Source organism: Flavobacterium facile (assembly GCF_036321945.1).
GTDB lineage: Bacteria > Bacteroidota > Bacteroidia > Flavobacteriales > Flavobacteriaceae > Flavobacterium > Flavobacterium facile.
Genome location: NZ_JAZAYT010000035.1, coordinates 308,539 through 331,703 on the forward strand (window position 1 = coordinate 308,539; position 23,165 = coordinate 331,703).

Sequence of the window (23,165 nt, forward strand, 5' to 3'; positions counted from 1 at the left end):
ATTCGTAATGAAAAACTATAGAAAACTTCTCTGTTTAGCGGTACTGACTTTAGGTTTTGTTAGCTGTGGCGAAAAAAAAGAAACGGATCCAATGGGAAATCCTATTGAAGAAACAAAAACCACAACAACAGCACTTTCTTCTGAAGATTTAGGGAAAGAATTATTTGAAGGAAAAGGTATGTGTGCGACTTGTCACAAACCGGATGCCAAAATTGTTGGGCCAAGCATCAAAGAAATTGCTAAAATGTATACCGAAAAAAAAGCGAGTATTTCCTTATTCTTACAAGGAGAAGCGGATCCAATTGTTGATCCGACTCAGTTTGAAATCATGAAAGCAAATTTCGCGATTACGAAAACAATGACCGAAGAAGAGCTTAAAGGCTTGGAAGATTACATGTTAAGTTTTAAATAAGTATAAAATAAAAAAAGCTCAAAACATTGTTTTGAGCTTTTTTTTGTGCGGGTGAAAGGACTCGAACCTTCACACCTTGCGGCACCAGATCCTAAGTCTGGCGTGTCTACCAATTTCACCACACCCGCGTGTAATGGAGTGCAAATATATAAACATTGTTTGCTTCTACAAAATAATTTTGTTTTTTTATTTTTATCTTATTAAAGTTCGAAATGTATTTTATAAAAAATTAATATTTTTATTGTGTTATTCAAAAAAAATTAATGTTTTTTATCGATTATTTTTATATTTTATCGATTATATTAAAATTATTATTATTTTAGGCCTCTATAATATTAATTATCCCCCAGATATGAAATCAAAATTACTAAACTTCGGTTTGCTTTTTTTAACCGCTATAGTTGTTTCTATAGTTACTTTTAGCGTTTTTTCTGATTCAGAAATAGTTAAGCAATTCCCTAAAAAATGTTCCTCAAACTAATGATAATTTAGTTGATGAAGAAAAACAGCAAGATGTAATTACAAAAAATTACATTGTTGAGAATCAGATTGCTGATTTTAATAAAAATGTTGTTTCTAAGGCGCAAGTTTTGTCTGAGAAAAACACTCCATCACTAGAGCATAAAAATCAATTAAGTGAAATTGAGGCTTTAAGAGCAAAACATCAAGAAATGCTTGATAAGCAATTATTCAAGAAAACATTTTTAATGTCTAAGTCTGAAAGAAAGGCTGAAGGACTTCCTCCAAATAAATATTTAGAACAAGATTATGCGATGACTGCTAATCCTGCTTTAGGAAGACCTACAGGTGAAAATTTATCAGCAATTAGAGTGCAATTAGAGAATGCTAGAAATGAAGCATTAACTAACAGAACACCAGGCGATGGTGCAGATAATTCATGGGTAGAAAGAGGACCAAATAATGTTGGAGGTCGTACTAAAGCACTAATTTTTGATCCTACTGATGCTACTAATAAAACAGTTATTGCTGGAGGAATTAGTGGTGGTTTATGGAAAAACACAGATATTACTGCTGCAACTTCTTGGACAAGAATGGCACTTCCAGAAAATTTAAATGTAGTAACATTGGCTGTTGATCCTATAAATTCAAGTATTTGGTATGCTGGAACAGGTGAATCTTACACGGGAGATGTTAATGGTAATGGAGTGTGGAAAACAACAGATGCTGGAAATTCTTGGTATCAAGTTTTCGGTGGAGGAACAGTTAGTACAACTTCACAAGTGGTATATAATTTAGATATTATTACGCCTTCTAATGCAGGTGTTATAAGAGGTTATGTAACTTCTGCTGCTAATTTTGGTAATCCAATAACAACTTCTTTTACTGCTCCAATAGTATTAGCTAATGACGGAACTGCTCCAACAGACGACGGTTGCTCTACACTTACTGGGACTTATACTAATAAAATAATTTTAATTAGAAGAGGTATTTGTAGTTTTGAATCTAAAGTGCTTCAAGCTGAAATAAAAGGCGCTGTCGGTGTAATAATCATGAATAACGTAGCTGGAGGTGGTGTTCTTGGGATGTCTAGTTCTAATCTTGGAGTAGTAATTCCTTCTGTTATGGTTTCAAAAGAAGATGGTGATTTATTAGTTGCTAATCTTACAAATTTAACTGGAACTTTTCAACCAACTTTACCTGGAGAGTTTACAGGAAATGAAGTTTCAAATATTCAAATGATTAATGATATTGCTATTAAAAACAATAATGGTGTTTCTGAAATATATGCAGCTGTAGGTGATGGTTTTTTAGGCGGCGCTTACATTAATGCCTCAAATTATGGTTTGTATAAATCTATTAATGGAGGTGCCACTTGGACTAAATTGTCTCTTCCATTAGCTATAAGTGGTAATGAAACTTGTCCTATGGATATTGAAATTGCAAATGGCGGAAAAATTTGGGTTTCATCAACTCATAGTACAACTTTTAATGATGGAGGTGGTAGAATTTTCTCTTCTAATGATAATGGTGCCACTTTTGCTTTAAGACATACAGTCGTAGGTAATGGTGGTGGTGCTAGGACTGAAATTGAAGCATCTAATACATCTCCAGATAAAATTTATGTGTTAGCTCAATTAGATCAAGCGGATGCTGCAAATCCTGCAATTGAGGTTCAGTTGTTGTTAACAACAAATGGCTTTACTACCGCTCCTACGGTGTTACCATTGCCACCTACAGCTCCAGCTACCGAAACAAGATTGAATACTTATGGGTTTACAGGAGCTCAATCTTTTTATGATTTATTTATTGAGTCAGAACCAACAAATGATGCAAATGTTTATGTTGGAGGAATTAATATTCATAAGTCTACAAATAGCGGTTCGGCTTGGACTCAAATTTCAGGATGGAATACAGGAAATGGAGTGCATTCAGATCAACATGCAATGACTTTCAGACCAGGAACACCAAATACAGCAATTTTTGGTAATGATGGTGGAGTGTATTATTGTGCTAGTTTGTCTGCATCAACTACTACTTCAGCTTCTATTGTTGAGAAAAACACGGGTTTCAATGTAACGCAGTTTGTTGGTGTGGCAGTTTTACCTGGTGGTATTGCTGGGAATACCGGTGATTTTTTCGTTGCAGGCGCTCAAGACAATGGAAGTAATAACTTTCCACAGGCTCTAAGTTTAACAACTGGTGCAGGAGCAGGTGTTACCGGAAGTTTGGAAATTCAAGGAGGAGATGGTGGTATTCCATTATTTTCACAAGATACTGAGGAATATATGGTGACTAATTATGTGTATAATGATAATGTAAATTATAGAACAATTAATAATACCACTGTAAGACCGTTACATGTTACAGTGCCTTCAACACCTGCAGCAGATTTAAATAGAGGATTATTTTATCCTGCTTTTGCTTTAGATTCAGCTAATGATATTGTATATTCAGATTTTTCTGACAGTACGAATAGAGTATATTATTTAAGAAGATATATTAATATTAAGTCTGGTACTGTTACTAGAGTAGATTTAACAAATGCTTTATTAACTTCTTATCCTACAGCAATTACTCCAGGAAAAGTGACTGCCACAACATTATTTGTTGGTACTGCTAATGGAAGAATGTTAAAATTAATAAATGCAAATACAGTAACTGCTGCCAATTCAACTTCAACTGTTCCTGCAACTTCAGGTTGGTCAGATATCACAGGTTCAGGTTTTGTAGGTTCAATTTCTGATATTTCTTTTGGTGCAAATGATAGTCAAATATTTGTTACTATGAGTAATTATGGAGTTACAAGTATTTGGTATACTCTTAATGGAGGAACAAACTGGTATAGTTTGGAAGGTAATCTACCTGATTTACCTGTTCGTGCTATTTTGCAAAATCCTTTAGCTATAAATGAGCTTATGGTTGGAACAGAATTAGGTGTTTGGTATACAATAGGATTTAATCCAGCAACTTCTTCAAATCAAGCATTAACATGGTATCATTCATTTAATGGTATGAGTAATGTTAAAGTAACTGATTTAGATTTACAACCTAATTCACCAACAGCCCCAACAGGATATTCAGTATATGCAGCAACTTATGGCAGAGGTATTTTCTCAAGCCAATTATGGAGCTGTGGAGCAACTACTACAACTTGGAATGGTTCAACATGGAGTGCAGGTGTACCAACTTCTAAAACAGCAGTGGTATTCTCTGGTAATTATACATCAACAGGAAGTTTAGACGGTTGTTCTGTAACTGTAAATACTGGTGTAACTGTTACAATTACCGCTGGACATACTTTAAGAGTTGGTGATAATATTACTGTAAATGGTACAGGTTCATTCATTTTTAATAATGATTCTGCATTAATTCAACTTACTAAACATGCTAGCAATATAGGAAACATAATTGTTAGAAGAAATTCAACTGCAATGATAGTTAATGATTACACAGCATGGTCTTCTCCAGTTGTTAATCAAAATTTATTAGCATTTTCTCCTAATACAGCAGTAACTCGTTTTTATCAGTATTTATTCACTGGTACAACTACACCAACTGCATATCAATCGTTAGTACCTTCAACTAATTCATTTACTCCTGCAAAAGGATATATGATTCGTGTGCCATCAACTTGGTCTCCAACAGTACCTACAATTTACAATGGTCAGTTTACAGGAGTTCCAAATAACGGAAGTCTTTCTTATTCTGTAGGACTAGGGTATAATTTATTAGGAAATCCTTACCCTTCTCCAATTGATGCTCCAAGTTTAATTAGAATGAATGGTAAGTTAGGTACTTTATATTATTGGTCTCACAAAGTTGCGGCTAGTGGAGGAGTTTATCCGTCAAATAATTACGCCTCATTTAGTTTATTAGGTGGTGTGGCTTCAGCAAGTGGAAGCGTTATACCAAATGATAAAATTCAAGTAGGGCAAGGATTTTTTGTAAATGCAATTGGTGCTTTCAATGTTAAATTTGAAAATGAATTGAGAGTTGATGCAATCACTTCAACACAGTTCTTTAAATCTACAGATGAAAATTCAGTAAAAGAAAATAAAGTTGAAAGTCATAGAGTTTGGTTAAACCTTAACGGTAAAACAACAGGTTATAATCAAATTTTAGTCGGATATTCTACAATTGCAACAAACAATGTAGACGATAAAGTTGATGCTCTAATGCTTGATACTTCTAAAACATTTTTATACAACTTAATAGACAACAAAGAGTATGTGATACAAGGTAAAGCTTTGCCTTTCACAAATAATGATGTTGTAAAACTAGGATTAAAAGTTGTTGAAGCTGGTGATTTCGAAATTAATATTCAACAATTAGACGGTTTGTTTACAAATCAAGATGTTTATATTAAAGATAACTACACAAATTTAATTCACAATTTAAAAGAAGGTTCTTATGATTTTAATGCTCAAATAGGTGTTTTTAATGATAGGTTTGAATTAATCTACAAAAAACCAACAAAAGAAGAAGTTATAGTTGCTAATGTTGTGGATGTATTAGTAAAAAATAATGATTTAACTATTCAAGCGTTTAATTCTAATGTTTCTAGTGTTGAAGTTTATGATGTTTTAGGTAAATTAATTTATACTAAATCAGGAGTTAAAAATAAACAGTTTACTACCAATCAAATTTCAGTTAGTAACCAGGCTTTAATTGTAAAAATTCAATTAGAAAATGGTGAAATTATAGTGAAGAAAATTATAATGTAAATTGGTGTAAATTTAAAAAAAAGCCCACATTTTTGTGGGTTTTTTTGTTTAATGATGTTTTTTATCGATTTATTATTTTTTTATAAATTAGTCCCAAACTAAAATATTATGAAAGCCCCCACTTGTTTGGTATTAAAATTACTTTTTTTATGTTAATTTCTGTTGTTCTTACTAACAGTTATGCTCAAACTGAAAAACAACTTCAAGAAATAGTAAAAGAATATGATATGGTTAAGGCCAATCAATTATTACAAAATGTAAAGCAACGTGAAGCTTTAGATAAAAAATTAGTAGAAGAATTTGCTAAAAAAAATAATTTACCCATTTTTTCAAAAAAACCTAATGGTGGTTTGGATCAAATAACGCGAATTTCTTCAATACACAACGAGTTAATGCATCAGTAAGTACACAGTTTTATAGAAGTTCTAGTGCAGTATCAGTAACTGAAGAAACGGAAAAACACAGAATTTGGTTAAACTTAAATGACAACACCAATTCATACAATCAAATTTTAGTAGGTTATGCAGATAATGCTACTAATGGATTTGATACTGTTATTGATGTTGAGGTTTTAGATAAGTCAAACACGATGTTGTATAATATCATTAATGATTCTAAATTTGTAATTCAAGGAAAAGGATTACCTTTCGAAGAAACAGATGAAGTTCTGTTGGGACTTAAAGCAACTACAGCTGGAAATTATAGTATTTCAGTAGATAATGTTGATGGATTGTTTACAACTCAAAATGTATTCTTAAAAGATAATGTAACAAACAGTGTTCATTATATTAAATCGGCTCCATATTCTTTTTCAACTCCTGAAGGAATATTTAATAACCGTTTTAAATTGGTTTATAAAAATGCATTGCTATCCAGTGAGAGTTTTGTATCTAATGAAAGTTTAGTTGTTTTTACTAAAGATGAAAAAACACATATTAATGCTTCATCAGAAATTTCTTCAGTACAAGTTTTTGATATTTTAGGAAGAACAATTTATAACAACAAAAATGTTTATAATGAATCTTTGGAGCCATTTCTGTTTTGGCGCATTTCGTCGATTTTATTGTTTGTTTAACGATTTTTTTTAAATATTTTTTTACATTCGTAAAACCGAATTAACCAAATATACCCTCCACATGAAAAATAAACTACTTAAAATCAGTGTTTTATTTGTTTTTATTGCGTTTGGATGCTGCTTTTTGTATCAAAACAGTAATTTTAACGTTTTAAATTCTGAAATAAACGCTAAGAATAAAGAAGAAAATATTGCAAAACCTCAAGCAAAAACAGAGAAAACAACAGTAGGTTTAGTTTCGGTAGATTCAAAACCAAATTTTAGCAATAAAATACTGCTTTCTGAAGTAAATAAAAATAAGTCCAACGAAAAAATAGTTTCTAATTTAAAGCAAAATGAATTAGATTCAATAGAAAAATTAAGAGAAAAATATTCAGCTTATCTTCAAAACCATCCTTTTGCTAAAACAAAACAAATGTCTAAAAGCGAAAGAAAAGAGTTGGCTTTACCTCCAAACGCTTTTTATGAGCAAGAATGGCTTTATTCATCTAACCCAAATTTAGATAGGCCAGAACCTGAAGCTACCTTGCAATTACAAGAAAGTTTAAGACAAATTGAGTTGTCTGGAAGAGTACCAGGAGATGGTTTAGATAATCAATGGATAGAAAGAGGACCAAATAATGTTGGTGGTAGAGTAAGAGTATTACAATTTGCTCCAGGAAGTACAACAAAAGTATTTGCTGGTGGTGTTGCTGGTGGATTATGGGTAAATAACGACATTACTTCTGTAGCTTCACAATGGCAACCAGTAAATGGAGTTCCTGGAAATTTAGCGGTTTCTTGTTTAACTGTTGATCCTAATAATTCAAATATCATGTATTTAGGTACTGGTGAAGTTTATACTTGGGGAGCAGTTAATGGTAACGGTGTGTATAAATCAATTGATGGTGGACAAAATTGGATTAATATCTTTGGAGCGGCAACAGCTACTGTAGCTAACAATATTGTTTATATTCAGGATATTGTAGCTTGGAATAATCCAACTACAAATCAAACCGAAGTTTTTTTTGGATGTGATGCCATGTATTATTCTGAAGAAGTTACTCAAGCATCTGGCGGAACTGCCACCTACACTTATCTTGGATCAAACGCCATTGGTTTGTATAGGTGTACCGATGGAGTAAATTTCGCTAGAATTGATCAAGCTTCTTTAAAAAATGCATCTAATAGATTTTATGCGCCAAATAAGTTTGCTATCGGAAGTGATGGTAAATTATGGATGGGATCTAAATATAATTACATCTATGGTACTGCTGGAGGAATGGTTTTCTCTACTACAAACGGAGCAACTTGGACGAATGTTAGAAATTTAGGAAACAACGGAAGAGTAGAAATTGTAGCTTCAAAACAAACACCTAATAAATTGTATGTTTTATTACAAAATGAATCTGGAGTTGGTGATTTGGCGCAATTTGCAGTTACAACTGATGGTTTTGCAACAGCACCAACCTATAGAACTATTCCTGACGATGTGGATACAGGAATTCCTGCAAATGATTTTACAAGAGGACAAAACTTTTACGATTTATTAATTGGTATCGATCCTAATAATGACGATACTTTAATTATTGGAGGAATTGATTTATTTAAAACAACAAACGGTGGAGTCAATTTCACTCAAATTTCTAAATGGTCTAATAATAATAATTTAGCAGCTTTAAATGTTCCTGTAGTTCACGCAGATCATCATTGTATTGCCTTTGCAAATTCTTCAAGATTAGTGATGGGTAATGATGGAGGCATATTTTATTCGAACACAGGTGCTATTGGAGCCACTTCAATCGCGTCAAGAAATAACGGATTAAATATTACTCAGTTTTATAAAGCTGCAATCAATCAAACAGGTGTTAGTCAAAAATTATTAGCAGGTGCTCAAGATAATGGTTCTCAATTTATAGATAATGCTCCGGGTATTCCAGCTGCTTCTGTTTCTGTTTCTGGTGGAGATGGTTGTTGGGCTTTTATTGATAAACAAGATGAATTTATGATTTCTTCATATGTTTATAATATTTATTACAGAAAAAACATGTCTGGTGGTACATTAAATACAATCGTAAATAATGGAAATGATGGAGATTTTGTGAATCAGTGTGGATACGATAGTAATTCTAATATTCTTTACACAAACGGAACGGCAGCAGCTACTTATAGAATTTATAGATTTTCTGGAGCAGATTTAACAACTCAAGCCACCTTGTCAGACGCATTATTAAATAACATTCCTACTTATCTGCAGCCTTCACCTCATACAGCTAATAGATTATTGGTTGGTTTAGCTAATGGAAGATTATTGAGACTTAATAGTGCAGACGGAACGCCAACATGGGCATCAATTGGAGATGCAACCTGGGTAGGTGCAGTTTCAGATATTCGTTATGGAGCAACAGAAAACGATATTTTTGTTACCTTTCATAATTATGGTGTAGTAAATGTTTGGTATACTGCAAATGGTGGAACTTCTTGGCAAAATAAAGAAGGAAATTTGCCTAATTTACCAGTAAAATGTATTTTACAAAATCCAAATGCAACCAACGAAGTTATTCTTGGAACAGAATTAGGAGTTTGGTATACAGTAGATTTTAACGCAGCTTCCCCAACTTGGAGAAGAGCCAATAACGGAATGAAAGACGTAAAAGTTTTATCTTTCGATTATAGAAGTGTCGATAATACAATTCTTGCTGCAACATTTGGTAGAGGTATGTGGACAGGTCAATTCTGGCAATGTGGTACTACAACAAAAACATGGGATGGAACAGCTTGGTCTCCAGCAGGAGCGCCAACAAAACGTGATGCTGTTGTTTTTAATGGTAATTATACATCTACAGCTAGTTTAGATGCTTGTTCTGTAACAGTTAATGCAGGTGCTGCTGTAACTTTTGTTTCTGGTTATTCGTTAAGAGTAGGTGAAAACATAACAGTAAATGCAACAGGTTCTCTAACTATTAATAGCGGAGCAGCTTTAGTTCAATATACTAAACATGCTGTAAATACTGGAAATATTATCGTGAAACGTATCTCAACTAATATGATCCATAACGATTATACGGCTTGGTCTTCACCGGTAGTAAATCAAAATCTATTAGCGTTTTCGCCAAATACTTTAACAAATCGTTTTTACCAATATTTATTTACTGGTACTACCACACCAACAGCTTATCAATCCGTTGTGCCTTCAACAAATAGTTTTACTTTGGCAAAAGGGTACATGATTCGTGTAGATAATAATTTTACATTAACTCCAGCGCCTTTTAATGCCCAATTTTCAGGAGTTCCAAACAATGGAAGTATTACGTATGCTGTAGGTTTAGGTTATAATTTATTAGGAAACCCATATGCTTCACCAATTAGTGCAAATAAATTTCTGATTAACAATCCTAAAACAAATGCGCTTTATTATTGGACACATACAGTAGCTGCAGTTGCGGGTGCTTTTCCACAAAATAATTATGCTTCTTATACTATTTTGGGAGGAACAGCTTCAGCAGCTGGTGGTGCCATTCCAAACGATAAAATTAATGTAGGTCAAGGTTTCTTTATAAACGCTACATCTGCATATACCGTTTCTTTCGAAAATGAATTTAGAGAAGATGCTACAACGACAACTCAGTTTTTCAAATCTTCTGACGCGACTGTTGGAACTTCAGAAAGTGAAAAGCACAGAATTTGGATCAATTTAAATGATAGTACAAAAAGCTACAATCAAATATTAGTCGGTTATACAGCCAATGCTACAAACGGAGTTGATAATAAAATTGATGGTAAAATGTTAGATACTTCTAAAACATCACTTTATAATTTAATTGAGAATAGCGAATATGTTATTCAAGGAAAAGGATTGCCTTTCTCTGATGAAGATACCGTGAAGTTAGGATTGAAAGTTACTGAAGCAAGTAATTTCGAAATTAATATTCAACAAGTTGATGGGTTATTTGAAAATCAAGAGGTATTTGTTAAAGATAAGTATATCGGTGCGATTCACAACTTGAAAGAAGGTTCCTATTACTTTATTTCTCAGGTTGGAACATTTAACGATAGATTCGAATTAATCTACAAAAAACCAACAAAAGAAGTAGTAATTAGCACTACAAATGCAGTTGATATTTTAGTGAAAAATAACGAATTAACCATCCAAACATATCAATCGGCAATTGCAAGTGTTGAGGTGTATGATGTTTTAGGAAAAGTGATTTTTACTAAAAGCGGAATCCATAACAAGCAATTCAATACGAATCAAATCAAAGCTTCACAACAAACTTTAATTGTAAAAATTCAATTAGAAAATGGAGAAGTAGTAGTGAAGAAAATTATCATGTAATTTTCAATAGTATATAATAAAAAAGGCTCCGAAATTCGGAGCCTTTTTTATGCTTTATTGATTTTTATGTAATTCTGTGAAATACTTATAAAATAACGGAATCGTTTCAATTCCTTTCATGTAATTGAAAATTCCATAATGTTCATTTGGTGAGTGAATCGCATCGCTATCTAAACCAAATCCCATTAAAATCGTTTTGCTTTTTAATTCTTTCTCAAACAACGCTACAATCGGAATACTTCCTCCTGAACGAACTGGAATAGCAGAAACCCCAAAAGATTCTGTATATGCTTTGTTAGCCGCTTGGTATCCAATGCTATCAATTGGAGTTACATAACCTTGACCTCCATGATGAGGTGTAACTTTCACTGTTACCGCACTTGGTGCAATAGATTCAAAGTGGTTTTTAAACAATTCTGTAATGTTTTCCCAATCTTGGTTCGGCACTAAACGCATAGAAATTTTTGCAAATGCTTTACTTGCAATTACGGTTTTCGCACCTTCACCAGTATAACCACCCCAAATTCCGTTTACATCTAAAGTTGGACGAATCGAATTTCTTTCATTAGTAGTATAACCAGCTTCACCAAACGTATCAGCAATGTTTAAGGCTTTTTTGTAATCCTCTTCAGAATACGGTCTTTTTGCCATTTCGGCTCTTTCTTCTAACGATAATTCTTCCACACCATCATAAAATCCAGGAATCGTAATATGATTATTTTCATCATGTAATGAAGCAATCATTTTCGTTAAAATATTAATCGGATTGGCTACAGCTCCACCATATAAACCTGAATGTAAATCTCTATTCGGACCAGTAACTTCCACTTCTACATAGCTTAAACCACGTAAACCAGTTGTAATTGAAGGTTGTGTGTTAGAAATCATTCCTGTATCTGAAATTAAAATCACATCACAAGATAATTTTTCTTGATTGCGTTCTACGAACCAACCTAAACTTTTTGAACCTACTTCTTCTTCCCCTTCAATCATGAATTTCACGTTACAAGGTAAATTGTTGTTTGCAATCATATATTCGAAGGCTTTCACATGCATGTACATTTGACCTTTGTCATCACAAGCACCACGAGCAAAAATCGCGCCTTCTGGGTGAATTTCGGTTACTTTAATAACGGGTTCAAATGGAGGTGAAGTCCATAATTCAATTGGATCTGCGGGTTGTACGTCATAATGACCATACACCAAAACTGTTGGCAAATTTGGGTCAATCATTTTATGTCCGTAAACGATTGGATAACCTGGTGTTTCGCACATTTCTACCACATCGCAACCTGCTTTTTCTAAACTTGCTTTTACGGCTTCGGCAGTATTAATTACATCTTGAGCATACGCGCTATCTGCACTAACAGAAGGCATTTTTAGCAATTCAATTAATTCTTTAATGAAACGTTCTTTATTTTCTTGAACGTATTGTTTTATGTTTTCCATGTTGTTTTTTTATAAAGTTCAAATATACGAAATGAATTTTAAAGGGAAAAGATAAAAGGCAAAAGGGATAAGTCAAAAAGGGGAAAGATGAAAATTGGACTATAAACAACACTGATTGGAGAAATTTTAGAAATTAGTATATTTTTTAAATCTATGTTTCGAAAAATCAACATCTAAAATCAAATTTAACAAGCATGATTAGAGAAATTTCTCAGATTTCTAAAACTTCTCCAATCTGTGTTTCGAAAAAATCAAGTAAAAAACACCATTAAATCGCTGATATAAAAATAATTGAACATTGAACATTGGAAATTGATAATTATTATTATCTTTGCACCCTTAATTAACCGAGGTCGAGTACCTCAAATTTAATCCACAAGATTATGCCAGTAAAAATTAGATTACAAAGACATGGTAAAAAAGGGAAACCTTTTTTCTGGATCGTAGCTGCTGATGCACGCTCAAAAAGAGATGGTAAATTCCTAGAAAAAATCGGAACTTACAATCCTAACACTAACCCTGCAACTATTGATTTAAACATTGATAGTGCTGTTCAATGGTTACACAATGGTGCACAACCAACTGACACGGCTAAAGCAATTTTATCTTATAAAGGTGCTTTATTAAAACACCATTTAGATGGTGGTATCAGAAAAGGTGCTTTAACTCAAGAACAAGCAGATGCTAAATTAGCAGCTTGGTTAGAAGCTAAAGCTGGAAAAGTTGACGCTAAAAAAGACGGTTTAAGCAAAGCGGATGCTGATGCTAAAGCTACTGCTTTAAAAGCAGAAAAAGTTGCTAACGAAAAACGTATGGCTGCACAAGCTGAAGCTGCAAAAGTAGAAGAAGTAGTTGAAGAAACTGCTACTGAAGAAGTTGCTGCTGAAGAAACTACAGAAGCGCCTGCTGCTGAAGGAACTAACGAAGAAACAGAAGCTTAATATACTGCGATTATGCGTAAAGACGAATGTTTCTATTTAGGCAAAATCGCTAAAAAATTTAGTTTCAAAGGAGAAGTTCTTATCTTTTTAGATACGGACGAACCTGAACTTTATCAAAATTTGGAATCAGTTTTTATTGAATACAATAAAAATCTGGTTCCATTTTTTATTGAAAAATCTGCCATTCACAGAGATAAATTTCTTAGAGTTAAATTTGAAGATGTTGATACGGAACTAGAAGCCGACAACATGAAAAATTTAGAAGTCTATTTACCTCTAACTATGTTACCGAAACTTGAAGGTAACAAATTCTATTTTCACGAAATTATTGGATTTAAAGTTGTCGATCAACGTTTAGGCGATATCGGAACGGTTCACGCTATTTTGGATAATGCGGCACAACCTATTTTTGAAATTTTCAAAGGTCAAAAACAAGTTTTAGTCCCAATGATTGATTCTTTTATTATTGAAGTCAATAGAAAAGATAAAGAATTGGTTTTAGATACACCAATTGGTTTAGTGGATTTGTATTTGGAGTAGTCAACTTCAACATTCAAAATTCGTTTCTCAACATTCAACATTCATTTTATGTTTAAGTTTAAACAATTCTCCATTCAACAGGAAAAATCTGCCATGAAAGTAGGAACAGACGGCGTTTTATTAGGCGCTTGGACACCACTAATCAATAATCCTTACAATATACTTGATATTGGCGCTGGAACAGGTTTAATTTCGCTTATGCTAGCACAAAGAAGCTATGCGGAACAAATTGATGCGATTGAAATTGAAGAAAATGCGTACGAAGAATGTGTAGATAATTTCGAAAACTCACCTTGGGGCGACCGATTATTTTGTTATCATGCTGGTTTAGATGAATTTGTGGAAGAATTGCAAGAAATTGACGAAGAAACAGATGAGTTTGAAATGCTAGAACAATATGATGTTATTGTTTCCAACCCACCCTTTTATTCAGAAGATTATAAAACACCAGATGAAGCACGCGATTTAGCTCGATTTGCAGATGCGCTTCCTTTTGAAGATTTAGTAGAAGCAGCTTATTTATTATTGTCTGAAAATGGAATATTTTCGGTGATTATTCCTTATTCTGCAGAAGAAAATTTTATCGCTTTAGCGAAACAATCTTTATTATTTCCCTTGAAAATTACCCGTGTAAAAGGTACACCAACTACAGAAATTAAAAGAAGTTTATTGGCATTTACTCGTATCGAACAAACGCCAATTATGGATGAATTAGTCATTGAAACCGCTCGTCATCAATACACTCCAGAATATATTGAATTGACTAAAGAGTTTTATTTGAAGATGTAGGTTTATTTAGATTTTATCCAATCTAATACATACGTTTTTGCCATTTCATCGATTTCATATAATGAAGTGTTAAGCTCTAGGTTTTTAGAACTTGTTAAATAATGATTTAACGACTCAAAGACTTTAATATCAATATTTTTATTATTTATTTTTTTTAGCAAAGTAGTGTTGGCAATAGGATCTACAAAAATGTCATTGTCTCCGATGATATAAGAGGTTGGAATGCTAAGTTTTTCATAAACAGGAATAAAATTCTTTTTTATTAATTCTAAGTGAGTCGAAAAAGTAATGTGCCATCCAAAATCTTTTTTCTTAAACCCGTACTTTTTCATAGTACTATAAACTACTTCTTTTAAAGCCATTTCATCTAAAGTAGCATTTCGATCTATGATTTTTGAAATACTATCCATTACCTTGAATTTAGTTTCATTATCACTATATTGAAGGTTTTTTTCTTGTTTGTTTTGTCCTGTTGTAATTTGATATTTAAGTAATTCAGTAGCTCTTTCTACTGGAGTGGCCCATTGGATTAAAAAATCACATTTCAAACCTTTTTCTATGGCTCCTATTGTAGTTAATCCACCATAACTATGTCCAATAATTCCAATTTTTTTATTTATAAATTTTTCAGTAGTTGTTATTTCATTAAAAATAGTATGGAAATCATTTATCATTTCATTAATTGTGTAGGATAAAGAATTAAAATCCCCTTCTGATTTTCCCACACCTCTTTCATCATATCTAAAGACTGCGATATTGTTTTTTAATAATAATTCCGTTAAGATAAAATGTGAATTTTTAGTGTCTTTACCTGATCCAGGTACAATAAATACAATTTTATCGTAGTTTGTTTTCGGTGTAATTAATGTTCCTGAAAGTTTTATGTTGTCTTTCTTTTGTAAAACAGTATAGTCATAAAACTCATAATTCTCTTTATTTGAAATCTCTTTTTCGTAAAACATAATTTCTTGAGAAAATAGATTTAAACTCAATAATAAAAATAGGATAACAGAATTTTTTTTCATTTTATTTGTTTGATTTTTCTTATAATTCTGCTAAAATAGATATAAGTGTTTTAATAATTATTTTTTTAACTAGTTCTTAACTTCTAAAGAATAGATGAAAAAGTAATTTTCAATTATTCCACTTGATACATACTTCTAAACTGATAAAAAATTCTTTCAATTAATCTCAAATCTTCTGTAATAATAGCTGCAGAACCACGCATTTCTTGTTGAAATTGAATTTTCTTTTTATACGAATTTTCCAAACCATTTGGTAAAGCAACATCTATAAGTAAATTCCCGTCTTTATCTGGCGTTAAGGATATTCTTTTTACTTGACCTTTTAAAATCCCGAATTCTCTATCAGGATAATTGGCTAAACGAATATTGACGCGTTGGTTTTCTTTAATTTTTCCAGAGTTAAAGGCTGCCGCTTTTAATTTCCCCACGAAACCATTTTGGTTAGTTGGAATTATCGCAAACATATTTTCTCCAGACGTAATGTTTTGGTTCACCGACCAAATTTGTAAAAACGAAACCATTCCATCTTCGGAAGCACGGAAAACATAGTTTAATTCCCAATCTTTAATGGCTTTTTTTAGTTGGTAAAACGCTTGTAAAACATTGGTTTCTAAATTAGTATTTTCTTTGTTTTCGTTAATTTGTGTGGTTTGATTGTTTCTTTTTAAATCGTTTATCGAAGATTTGGTTTGAGAAATAGAACTCAATAAATTTTTATAATTTTTCTCCGCTTGTAGATAAACTAAGCGTTGTTTTTCGATTTCTTGAGTTGAAATTACGCCTTTTTTAAATAAAGTTTCTTGTCGGTTGATATCATTTTTTTGGAGTTGTAATTCCTTTTCAGTTATTAACTTTTGGGCGATTAACAACTGTAATCTTTCGGCTAATTGTGTCTTTTCATAACCTTGCGCATTAGTTTCTACATCAAAAGGATGTAACTTTTTGTTTAAATGATCTGCAATATATTGTTTTTGAAAAACCGCAAAACTCGCTTCCACTTCACCAAATTGAGCAGACGTAAATTTTTCAAAAGGGAATTCACTTTTATCTAAATCTATGTTTTCAATAGTCGATTTCAATAAAAATACATCTTTATAGTTTGCCGAGTTTTCAATCACCGCTAAAGGTGTGTTGGCTTTTACATTTGCCTTATCTTCAATTAAAATAGCCTGTATTTTCCCATTCACTTTTGCGACTAACTTTTCTGGTGGTGTGTTGGTGGTGATGATAATTTCGCTTGTCACCACATCTGGATATCTGATAAACCAAGAAGTAAATAACAACAATAAGATAATTCCAAAAATTAAAAAGGTGCCCCAACGAATCATCCAATTCGGAACTTTTGTTAGTATATCTTGAACTTCTTCGCTGCGAAGCTGGAAGTCGGTGTTTTTATTTTCTGACATTTTTTTCTTTTTTATCTTGCAAGGTTTTTGAAACCTTGTTGGTATTATTTTTATACGGATATCTAAAAGCTTTTAGAAACTTTGAAGAAAATTAGGTTCCTAACTGCAACTGATTTCGCACTAGATTAAAGTAATTTCCTTTTTTTCCCACTAAGGTTTCATGGTTTCCTATTTCAATTATTTTTCCTTTTTCTAGCACTACAATTTGATCGGCATTCATAACGGTACTTAATCGGTGTGCAATAACCACAACGGTTTTGTCTTTGAAAAAAACATCTAGCTTTTCCATAATCTCTTTTTCGTTATTCGCGTCAAGCGCAGAAGTGGCTTCATCAAAAAACAACATTTCTGGGTTTTTATAAACCGCTCTTGCAATTAATAAACGTTGTTTTTGTCCGGTACTCATTCCCACACCTTCAGAACCAATTTTAGTATTATAACCTAAAGGTAAACCAGAAACATATTCTTTAATATTTGCCACATCAGCAGCGTAAACCAAACGTTCTTTGTTAATCATATCTACACCAATTGCTATGTTGTTGGCAATTGTATCGTTAAAAATAAAACCTTCTTGCATCACGGCGCCAATGTTGTTTCGCCAAGCTTTTTGAGAAATGTTTTTTAGTTGTGCATTTCCAATTGAAATTTCTCCGTTTTGTGGTTCGTAAAACTTTAAAAGTAATTTCATTAAAGTCGTTTTTCCGCTTCCACTTGTTCCTACAATGGCAGTGATTTTATTAGATGGAATCGAAAGACTTAAATTGTCTAAAACAGAAACATCGGAACCTAAATAACGAAATGATACTTCTTTTAGGGTAATATCTTCATTATTAGGAATATCATGGTTTTGATGTGCTTCTTGCTGAATCTCGTCTTCTTTTTCGTGAATTTCAGACAAACGAGCTAACGATATTTTCGCATCTTGCAATTCTCTTACAAAACCAATTAATTGTGAAATCGGACCATTTAAACTTCCTACAATAGAACTTATGGCCAGCATCATTCCTAAAGTAATTGTGCCATCAATGACTAATTTTGCTGATAATATAAGGATAAAAATATTTTTTAATTCATTAATAATTTGAGAACCTGAAGATTGAGTTTGTTCTAAGATTAAACCTTTTGTGGAAACTCGGAACAATCTTGCTTGTACATATTCCCAACCCCAGCGTTTTTGTTTTTCGGCATTATGCAATTTGATTTCTTGCATTCCGTTAATCAGTTCAATGACTTTGCTTTGTTCTTGAGAAACTTCTGAGAATCGTTTGTAATCTAATTCTTCTCTTCGTTTCAAAAACAATGTTATCCATCCGAAATACAAGATACTTCCAGCGAAGAATACAAAAAAGATCATTAAATTATAGTAAGCTAAAACGCCGCCCATCACAATCATGTTAAAAACAGAAAAGATGACATTTAAGGACGAAGTAGTCAATATTTTTTCAATTCGATGGTGGTCGTTGATCCGTTGCATGATATCTCCAGTCATACGAACATCGAAAAAGGATATAGGTAAATTCATTAATTTGATAAAGAAATCGGAAATTAATGAAATGTTGATTCTTGTAGAAAGGTGAAGCATAATCCAGCCTCGTATTAATTCTAAACCCATTCTTCCTGCAAAAAAGAAGAGTTGTGCGAATAAAATCATATAAATAAAGCCCATGTCTTGGTTTTGAATACCAACGTCGACAATACTTTGCGTTAAAAATGGAAAAATTAATTGTAAAATACTTCCTGCTAGAAGATTGACAGCTAATTGTATTAAAAACGATTTGTATTTTAGTACATAACGAGATAATAAGCCGAAACCTAGGGCTTTTTTCTTACCTTCTTTATTGGTAGCATCCGTGTCTAAATTGTAAAAACTAGGTGTTGGTTCTAATAATAAAGCCACACCTTCTTGGGTGAAATGGCTTGCATTGTTTCCAATCCAGAATTTTATAAAATCGGTTTGATTGTATTCTAGTAATCCGAAACCGGGATCTGATATTAAATATTTTCCTTTTTTGATGTCATAAAGCACTACATAATGTTCTTTATTCCAATGTAAAATACATGGTAAAGGAGCATCGTTTAAGCTTTCTAAGTTTAATTTTACACCAAGTGTACGAAAACCAATTTTTTCAGCAGCATCGGATAGAAATAACAAATTACTTCCTTCACGAGTAGTTTCACTGAAATCTCTTAATTGTTGTATGTTAATGGTTTTACCAAAATGTTTCCCAACAATTTTTAAACAGGTGGGTCCACAATCTTTTGCATCGGCTTGTATGTAATTCGGGAAGTTTTTCAAGTATAATTTTTTAGTCTTAAATAATAAAATACTGCCTGAAAAAGATTCAGGCAGTATAAATAATTTCTTTGGATTAATAATTACATATTACCTCCGCCTGAACAATTTGTACCAACAACAGAACACATTTGTGTTGCTGGATACCATATTGGATTATATGCAGTTAAGCTTAAGCATTGTGATTCAGTAGAACGGAATGTTTTTGCTCCACAAAGTTTGCTTAAATCAGGGATAAGTCCACCTCTAATTGTTTTTTGTTCGTCTTTACTCAATTGTTGAGTTATCAATTTCTTTAAATTGGTTATACTGCTTTTAATGATTCTTCATATTTAAATTCTTTTTGAAAGTCAGTAATAAAGAATTTTAATTCACATATGTTATATTCATCAGGAAATAAATTTTCGTTAATTATTTTTATTGGTGTGTTGTTATATTCATTTTTCAAACACCAAAAATATTGGTTCTGTAATTGTTTGTTGGTAAGTAAATGTGGTATTTCAATGTTCCATTTTCTTCTCCAAGTTTTTAAATCGGTTTGATTAATATACCAATCTATTATAGCTTCTTTCGCTTTTTCCGGATCTTGTTCATTTAAAGCTAGCAAATTTTCCGCAACTGATTTATTAGGATTTTCTGTATTGCTAGGATTAACATTAAAAAGGATATTTAAATAGATTTTTTCAGAATAGTTTTGAAAAACTTCATAGGCTTCTTCAAATGTTTCACGACTAGTATTGCAACTTGGGTTTAATATTAGTGTTAATTGTGTAGAACTGTTTTTCTTGCCAAATGTTATCCCTTTTAATTCGTCAAAACCATCATATTCGTCAATACTTTTATAATGAAATTGGAAAAAATTGAAATTCCTTTTAAATTTTTTTAATTCCTTTATTTCCTTTTCAAATTTAATTTTGTTCACTACGATTTGATTCACAAAAAACCAAAAACATATCAGTAAAAGAGTTGAAAAAATGATGTTATAGAACGTTAATAAGGAAGTATTAATTCCATATAAGTTAACAAATTCAAAAACAACACTTTGAATGATAATTATGAATGAAACCACAATGTATAAAGTATACCATTTTTTTAGCAGATTTAGCATTTTGTTTGTTTTTTTAAAATTAATTAATTTGGGAAGCAATCTAAAATTCTGTTTTTTTACAATCTGTTTCAATTGTTATGGATGTTGAGGTTTTATTGACAAGCACAATGTTATTTTCATTTACGCCCAAAAAATTATCTGGAAATTCCAAAATTGTTCTTTAGAAACCTTAATAGTTGTGTTCTCAATAGAAGCAAATTTTAAGAATCTGTAATTGCAAATAGGCTAGGATAATTGGGATGAGATAAAAATAAATCTTCTAATGATTTTTTTTGGTTACTATAACCATTTTTATCTAAATATTTGTTCAGAAGTGTAACCATCTTATTGTTTTTTAAATTACTAATAGTAAGTATTCATAAACAATGATACACTCTTCTAGGTCTGTTTAGAATAAGTAAAAGACAATAAGTGTCGTTTTTTTGCTGTTTTATGAATCTGACAATACTACAAAAAGCAATTCAAAAAAAATTACGGGAAAACCGTAATTCTTAATTTATTTTTAATAGCTAATCCCTTTAAAATCAGATGTTATTAATTTAATGTTAGATTTTCTCTTTTCAATTGCGCTTAAAGAAAGTGGCAAATGTTCAATTAATTCTTTCGTTTTAACACCTTTTTTTGTTAGGGATAAAATCTGAAAATCGTATACATCTAATTTTATTTGGCATTGTTTTGCCCAATTGTAAATCTCTAACATTTCGGTACTGTAAAAAGTTTTATCACTTTTTAATGCGGTTAAAAGGGTAGAAAAAGTAAAAGTGTCCACATCGTTTTTAGATATGAAAACTTCAGGATTTATAAGATGTATCGCTTTTAATAAAACATGAAATTCAGTATGCATTGTAATAAAAACTACTTTAGCAAAGGGATGTTTTGATTTAAAATACAGTGCTAAATCAATACCGTCTTCCATATTTGAAATCCCTTTTTTTGGCATACTAATGTCAAAAAAAGCAATGTCTATTTTTGGCTCTTCATTAATAATAGATAAAGCTTTTTCTATTGATGTTGCTCCGAAAAATTTTTCAATCTTAAAAGTATTCGTACTTTTAAGCATAGTCACGTATGTGTCCAAAATGAAAGGATGGTCATCTAATAATAATATGTTTTTCATTTAATGTTTTTTCAAAATAGGATAACGGCGACTTAAGTAAATTTGTATGTAAGTTTCGAGAAAATTATCTACAATAAAATTTCTGACAAAAATACAGTATTAATAAAAATAAATTTGAGGCTTGACTATATTTTTAACTTTTGTTCTTCAATAAATCTAACAAATCAATTTACATTTGTTAAAAAATAATTACTTTTGCAATTCAAATTGATTTTTTAAAAAACAAACACATATGAAGCCAGATTTATTTCAATCGCCAGACTACTATTTGTTAGACGATTTATTATCAGAAGAGCACAAATTAGTACGTGATGCTGCAAGAGCATGGGTAAAAAAAGAAGTTTCTCCAATTATTGAAGATTTTGCACAACGTGCTGAATTTCCTAAGCAAATTGTAAAAGGTTTAGGTGAAATTGGTGGTTTCGGACCTTATATCCCAGTAGAATATGGTGGTGCAGGTTTAGATCAAATTTCTTACGGATTAATCATGCAAGAAATTGAAAGAGGTGATTCTGGTGTGCGTTCAACATCTTCTGTACAATCTTCATTGGTTATGTATCCAATTTGGAAATACGGAAACGAAGAACAACGTATGAAATATTTACCAAAATTAGCTACTGGTGAAATGATCGGTTGTTTCGGTTTAACAGAACCAAATTACGGTTCAGATCCAGGAAGTATGATTACTAACTATAAAGATATGGGTGATCATTATCTTTTAAATGGTGCTAAAATGTGGATTTCAAATGCTCCTTTTGCTGATATTGCTGTAGTTTGGGCTAAAAATGAAGAAGGAAGAATTCACGGTTTAATCGTAGAAAGAGGAATGGAAGGTTTTTCTACTCCAGAAACTCATAATAAATGGTCATTACGTGCTTCGGCAACTGGTGAACTTATTTTTGATAACGTAAAAGTACCTAAAGAAAATTTATTACCAAATAAATCTGGATTAGGTGCGCCACTTGGATGTTTAGATTCAGCGCGTTACGGAATCGCTTGGGGTGCTATTGGTGCTGCAATGGATTGTTATGATACGGCTTTAAGATATTCTAAAGAAAGAATCCAATTCGATAAGCCAATTGGTGCGACTCAATTACAACAAAAGAAATTGGCTGAAATGATTACTGAAATCACAAAAGCACAATTATTAACTTGGAGATTAGGTGTACTAAGAAATGAAGGAAGAGCAACAACAGCTCAGATTTCTATGGCGAAAAGAAACAACGTAGATATGGCTCTAACAATTGCGCGTGATGCACGTCAAATGTTAGGTGGTATGGGAATTACAGGTGAATATTCTATCATGCGTCATATGATGAATTTAGAATCGGTTGTAACTTATGAAGGAACACACGACATTCACTTGTTAATTACAGGAATGGACGTTACAGGTTTCCCAGCATTTAAATAATATCACAATAAATAAAAGTTATCAAAAATGCTTCTCTTTTTAGAGAAGCATTTTTATTTTTGCTAAACTTTATAACTCAAAATTACGTAAGTAAGTAT

General features: G+C 31.9%; 17 protein-coding genes and 1 tRNA gene. 9 read left to right on the plus strand and 9 right to left on the minus strand.

Annotated features, from left to right (window positions below; translation table 11 throughout):
- Window positions 1-7: 7 nt before the first annotated feature.
- Window positions 8-412: a c-type cytochrome gene (locus UEQ13_RS13935; protein ID WP_329806936.1), complete on the plus strand. Its 405-nt coding sequence runs from the start codon at window positions 8-10 to the stop codon at window positions 410-412.
- Window positions 413-458: 46 nt separating this feature from the next.
- On the opposite strand, the gene UEQ13_RS13940 is transcribed toward UEQ13_RS13935, so the two are convergent.
- A tRNA-Leu gene (locus tag UEQ13_RS13940) sits at window positions 459-540 on the minus strand.
- A gap of 543 nt (window positions 541-1,083) precedes the next feature.
- On the opposite strand from UEQ13_RS13940, the gene UEQ13_RS13945 reads away from it, so the two are divergent.
- The 4 genes from UEQ13_RS13945 to UEQ13_RS13960 all read left to right on the plus strand — a co-directional run bounded on the left by UEQ13_RS13945 (window position 1,084) and on the right by UEQ13_RS13960 (window position 10,988).
- A complete protein-coding gene (locus tag UEQ13_RS13945; protein WP_329806937.1) occupies window positions 1,084-5,598 on the plus strand; it encodes a PA domain-containing protein in 4,515 nt (1,504 codons plus the stop codon).
- Between the two features lie 149 nt (window positions 5,599-5,747).
- The gene (locus UEQ13_RS13950; protein ID WP_329806938.1) at window positions 5,748-6,002 is read left to right on the plus strand and encodes a hypothetical protein; all 255 of its coding nucleotides are present in this window, start codon (window positions 5,748-5,750) and stop codon (window positions 6,000-6,002) included.
- A 185-nt stretch (window positions 6,003-6,187) separates the two neighbouring features.
- Entirely contained in the window at window positions 6,188-6,673 is a 486-nt protein-coding gene (locus UEQ13_RS13955) for a hypothetical protein (protein WP_329806939.1), read from the plus strand.
- A 61-nt stretch (window positions 6,674-6,734) separates the two neighbouring features.
- The gene (locus UEQ13_RS13960) at window positions 6,735-10,988 is read left to right on the plus strand and encodes a T9SS sorting signal type C domain-containing protein (RefSeq protein WP_329806940.1); all 4,254 of its coding nucleotides are present in this window, start codon (window positions 6,735-6,737) and stop codon (window positions 10,986-10,988) included.
- Between the two features lie 54 nt (window positions 10,989-11,042).
- Here UEQ13_RS13960 and UEQ13_RS13965 read toward each other — a convergent pair whose 3' ends face one another.
- The gene (locus UEQ13_RS13965) at window positions 11,043-12,437 is read right to left on the minus strand and encodes a dipeptidase (protein WP_329806941.1); all 1,395 of its coding nucleotides are present in this window, start codon (window positions 12,435-12,437) and stop codon (window positions 11,043-11,045) included.
- A 383-nt stretch (window positions 12,438-12,820) separates the two neighbouring features.
- Here UEQ13_RS13965 and UEQ13_RS13970 point away from each other — a divergent pair, with 383 nt between their 5' ends.
- Genes UEQ13_RS13970 through UEQ13_RS13980 form a run of 3 tightly spaced genes read left to right on the plus strand, consistent with a single transcriptional unit; the run spans window position 12,821 to window position 14,707 of the window.
- Window positions 12,821-13,378, plus strand: coding sequence for a 30S ribosomal protein S16 (locus UEQ13_RS13970; protein WP_329806942.1), 558 nt, complete (start codon window positions 12,821-12,823; stop codon window positions 13,376-13,378).
- 12 nt (window positions 13,379-13,390) lie between these two features.
- Window positions 13,391-13,918: a ribosome maturation factor RimM gene (gene rimM, locus UEQ13_RS13975; RefSeq protein ID WP_166129378.1), complete on the plus strand. Its 528-nt coding sequence runs from the start codon at window positions 13,391-13,393 to the stop codon at window positions 13,916-13,918.
- A gap of 48 nt (window positions 13,919-13,966) precedes the next feature.
- On the plus strand, window positions 13,967-14,707 hold the full coding sequence (locus tag UEQ13_RS13980) for a tRNA1(Val) (adenine(37)-N6)-methyltransferase (protein ID WP_329806943.1): 741 nt from the start codon (window positions 13,967-13,969) through the stop codon (window positions 14,705-14,707).
- Between the two features lie 2 nt (window positions 14,708-14,709).
- Here the strand turns inward: UEQ13_RS13980 and UEQ13_RS13985 are convergent, their stop codons facing one another.
- From UEQ13_RS13985 to UEQ13_RS14015, 7 genes are all read right to left on the minus strand, one after another.
- The gene (locus tag UEQ13_RS13985) at window positions 14,710-15,732 is read right to left on the minus strand and encodes a serine aminopeptidase domain-containing protein (RefSeq protein WP_329806944.1); all 1,023 of its coding nucleotides are present in this window, start codon (window positions 15,730-15,732) and stop codon (window positions 14,710-14,712) included.
- Between the two features lie 113 nt (window positions 15,733-15,845).
- Window positions 15,846-17,138 (minus strand): HlyD family secretion protein, encoded by a 1,293-nt coding sequence (locus UEQ13_RS13990; RefSeq protein WP_329806945.1) that lies wholly within the window; start codon window positions 17,136-17,138, stop codon window positions 15,846-15,848.
- A 91-nt stretch (window positions 17,139-17,229) separates the two neighbouring features.
- Entirely contained in the window at window positions 17,230-19,434 is a 2,205-nt protein-coding gene (locus UEQ13_RS13995) for a peptidase domain-containing ABC transporter (RefSeq protein WP_329806946.1), read from the minus strand.
- Window positions 19,435-19,514: 80 nt separating this feature from the next.
- On the minus strand, window positions 19,515-19,706 hold the full coding sequence (locus tag UEQ13_RS14000; protein WP_329806947.1) for a hypothetical protein: 192 nt from the start codon (window positions 19,704-19,706) through the stop codon (window positions 19,515-19,517).
- 29 nt (window positions 19,707-19,735) lie between these two features.
- A complete protein-coding gene (locus UEQ13_RS14005; protein ID WP_329806948.1) occupies window positions 19,736-20,539 on the minus strand; it encodes a hypothetical protein in 804 nt (267 codons plus the stop codon).
- Window positions 20,540-20,739: 200 nt separating this feature from the next.
- On the minus strand, window positions 20,740-20,862 hold the full coding sequence (locus tag UEQ13_RS14010; protein WP_329806949.1) for a hypothetical protein: 123 nt from the start codon (window positions 20,860-20,862) through the stop codon (window positions 20,740-20,742).
- A 179-nt stretch (window positions 20,863-21,041) separates the two neighbouring features.
- Window positions 21,042-21,656, minus strand: coding sequence for a response regulator transcription factor (locus UEQ13_RS14015; protein WP_329806950.1), 615 nt, complete (start codon window positions 21,654-21,656; stop codon window positions 21,042-21,044).
- Between the two features lie 232 nt (window positions 21,657-21,888).
- Between UEQ13_RS14015 and UEQ13_RS14020 the strand changes: the two genes are divergently transcribed.
- Window positions 21,889-23,067, plus strand: a complete 1,179-nt coding sequence (locus tag UEQ13_RS14020; protein ID WP_329806951.1) for an acyl-CoA dehydrogenase family protein — start codon at window positions 21,889-21,891, stop codon at window positions 23,065-23,067.
- The last annotated feature ends 98 nt before the right edge of the window (window positions 23,068-23,165 follow it).

Coding starts and splice junctions, on each gene's coding strand:
- UEQ13_RS13935 (WP_329806936.1), top strand. CDS start 8: ATGAAAAACTATAGAAAACTTCTCTGTTTAGCGGTACTGACTTTAGGT.
- UEQ13_RS13945 (WP_329806937.1), top strand. CDS start 1,084: ATGCTTGATAAGCAATTATTCAAGAAAACATTTTTAATGTCTAAGTCT.
- UEQ13_RS13950 (WP_329806938.1), top strand. CDS start 5,748: ATGTTAATTTCTGTTGTTCTTACTAACAGTTATGCTCAAACTGAAAAA.
- UEQ13_RS13955 (WP_329806939.1), top strand. CDS start 6,188: ATGTTGTATAATATCATTAATGATTCTAAATTTGTAATTCAAGGAAAA.
- UEQ13_RS13960 (WP_329806940.1), top strand. CDS start 6,735: ATGAAAAATAAACTACTTAAAATCAGTGTTTTATTTGTTTTTATTGCG.
- UEQ13_RS13965 (WP_329806941.1), bottom strand. CDS start 12,437: ATGGAAAACATAAAACAATACGTTCAAGAAAATAAAGAACGTTTCATT.
- UEQ13_RS13970 (WP_329806942.1), top strand. CDS start 12,821: ATGCCAGTAAAAATTAGATTACAAAGACATGGTAAAAAAGGGAAACCT.
- rimM (WP_166129378.1), top strand. CDS start 13,391: ATGCGTAAAGACGAATGTTTCTATTTAGGCAAAATCGCTAAAAAATTT.
- UEQ13_RS13980 (WP_329806943.1), top strand. CDS start 13,967: ATGTTTAAGTTTAAACAATTCTCCATTCAACAGGAAAAATCTGCCATG.
- UEQ13_RS13985 (WP_329806944.1), bottom strand. CDS start 15,732: ATGAAAAAAAATTCTGTTATCCTATTTTTATTATTGAGTTTAAATCTA.
- UEQ13_RS13990 (WP_329806945.1), bottom strand. CDS start 17,138: ATGTCAGAAAATAAAAACACCGACTTCCAGCTTCGCAGCGAAGAAGTT.
- UEQ13_RS14005 (WP_329806948.1), bottom strand. CDS start 20,539: ATGCTAAATCTGCTAAAAAAATGGTATACTTTATACATTGTGGTTTCA.
- UEQ13_RS14010 (WP_329806949.1), bottom strand. CDS start 20,862: ATGGTTACACTTCTGAACAAATATTTAGATAAAAATGGTTATAGTAAC.
- UEQ13_RS14015 (WP_329806950.1), bottom strand. CDS start 21,656: ATGAAAAACATATTATTATTAGATGACCATCCTTTCATTTTGGACACA.
- UEQ13_RS14020 (WP_329806951.1), top strand. CDS start 21,889: ATGAAGCCAGATTTATTTCAATCGCCAGACTACTATTTGTTAGACGAT.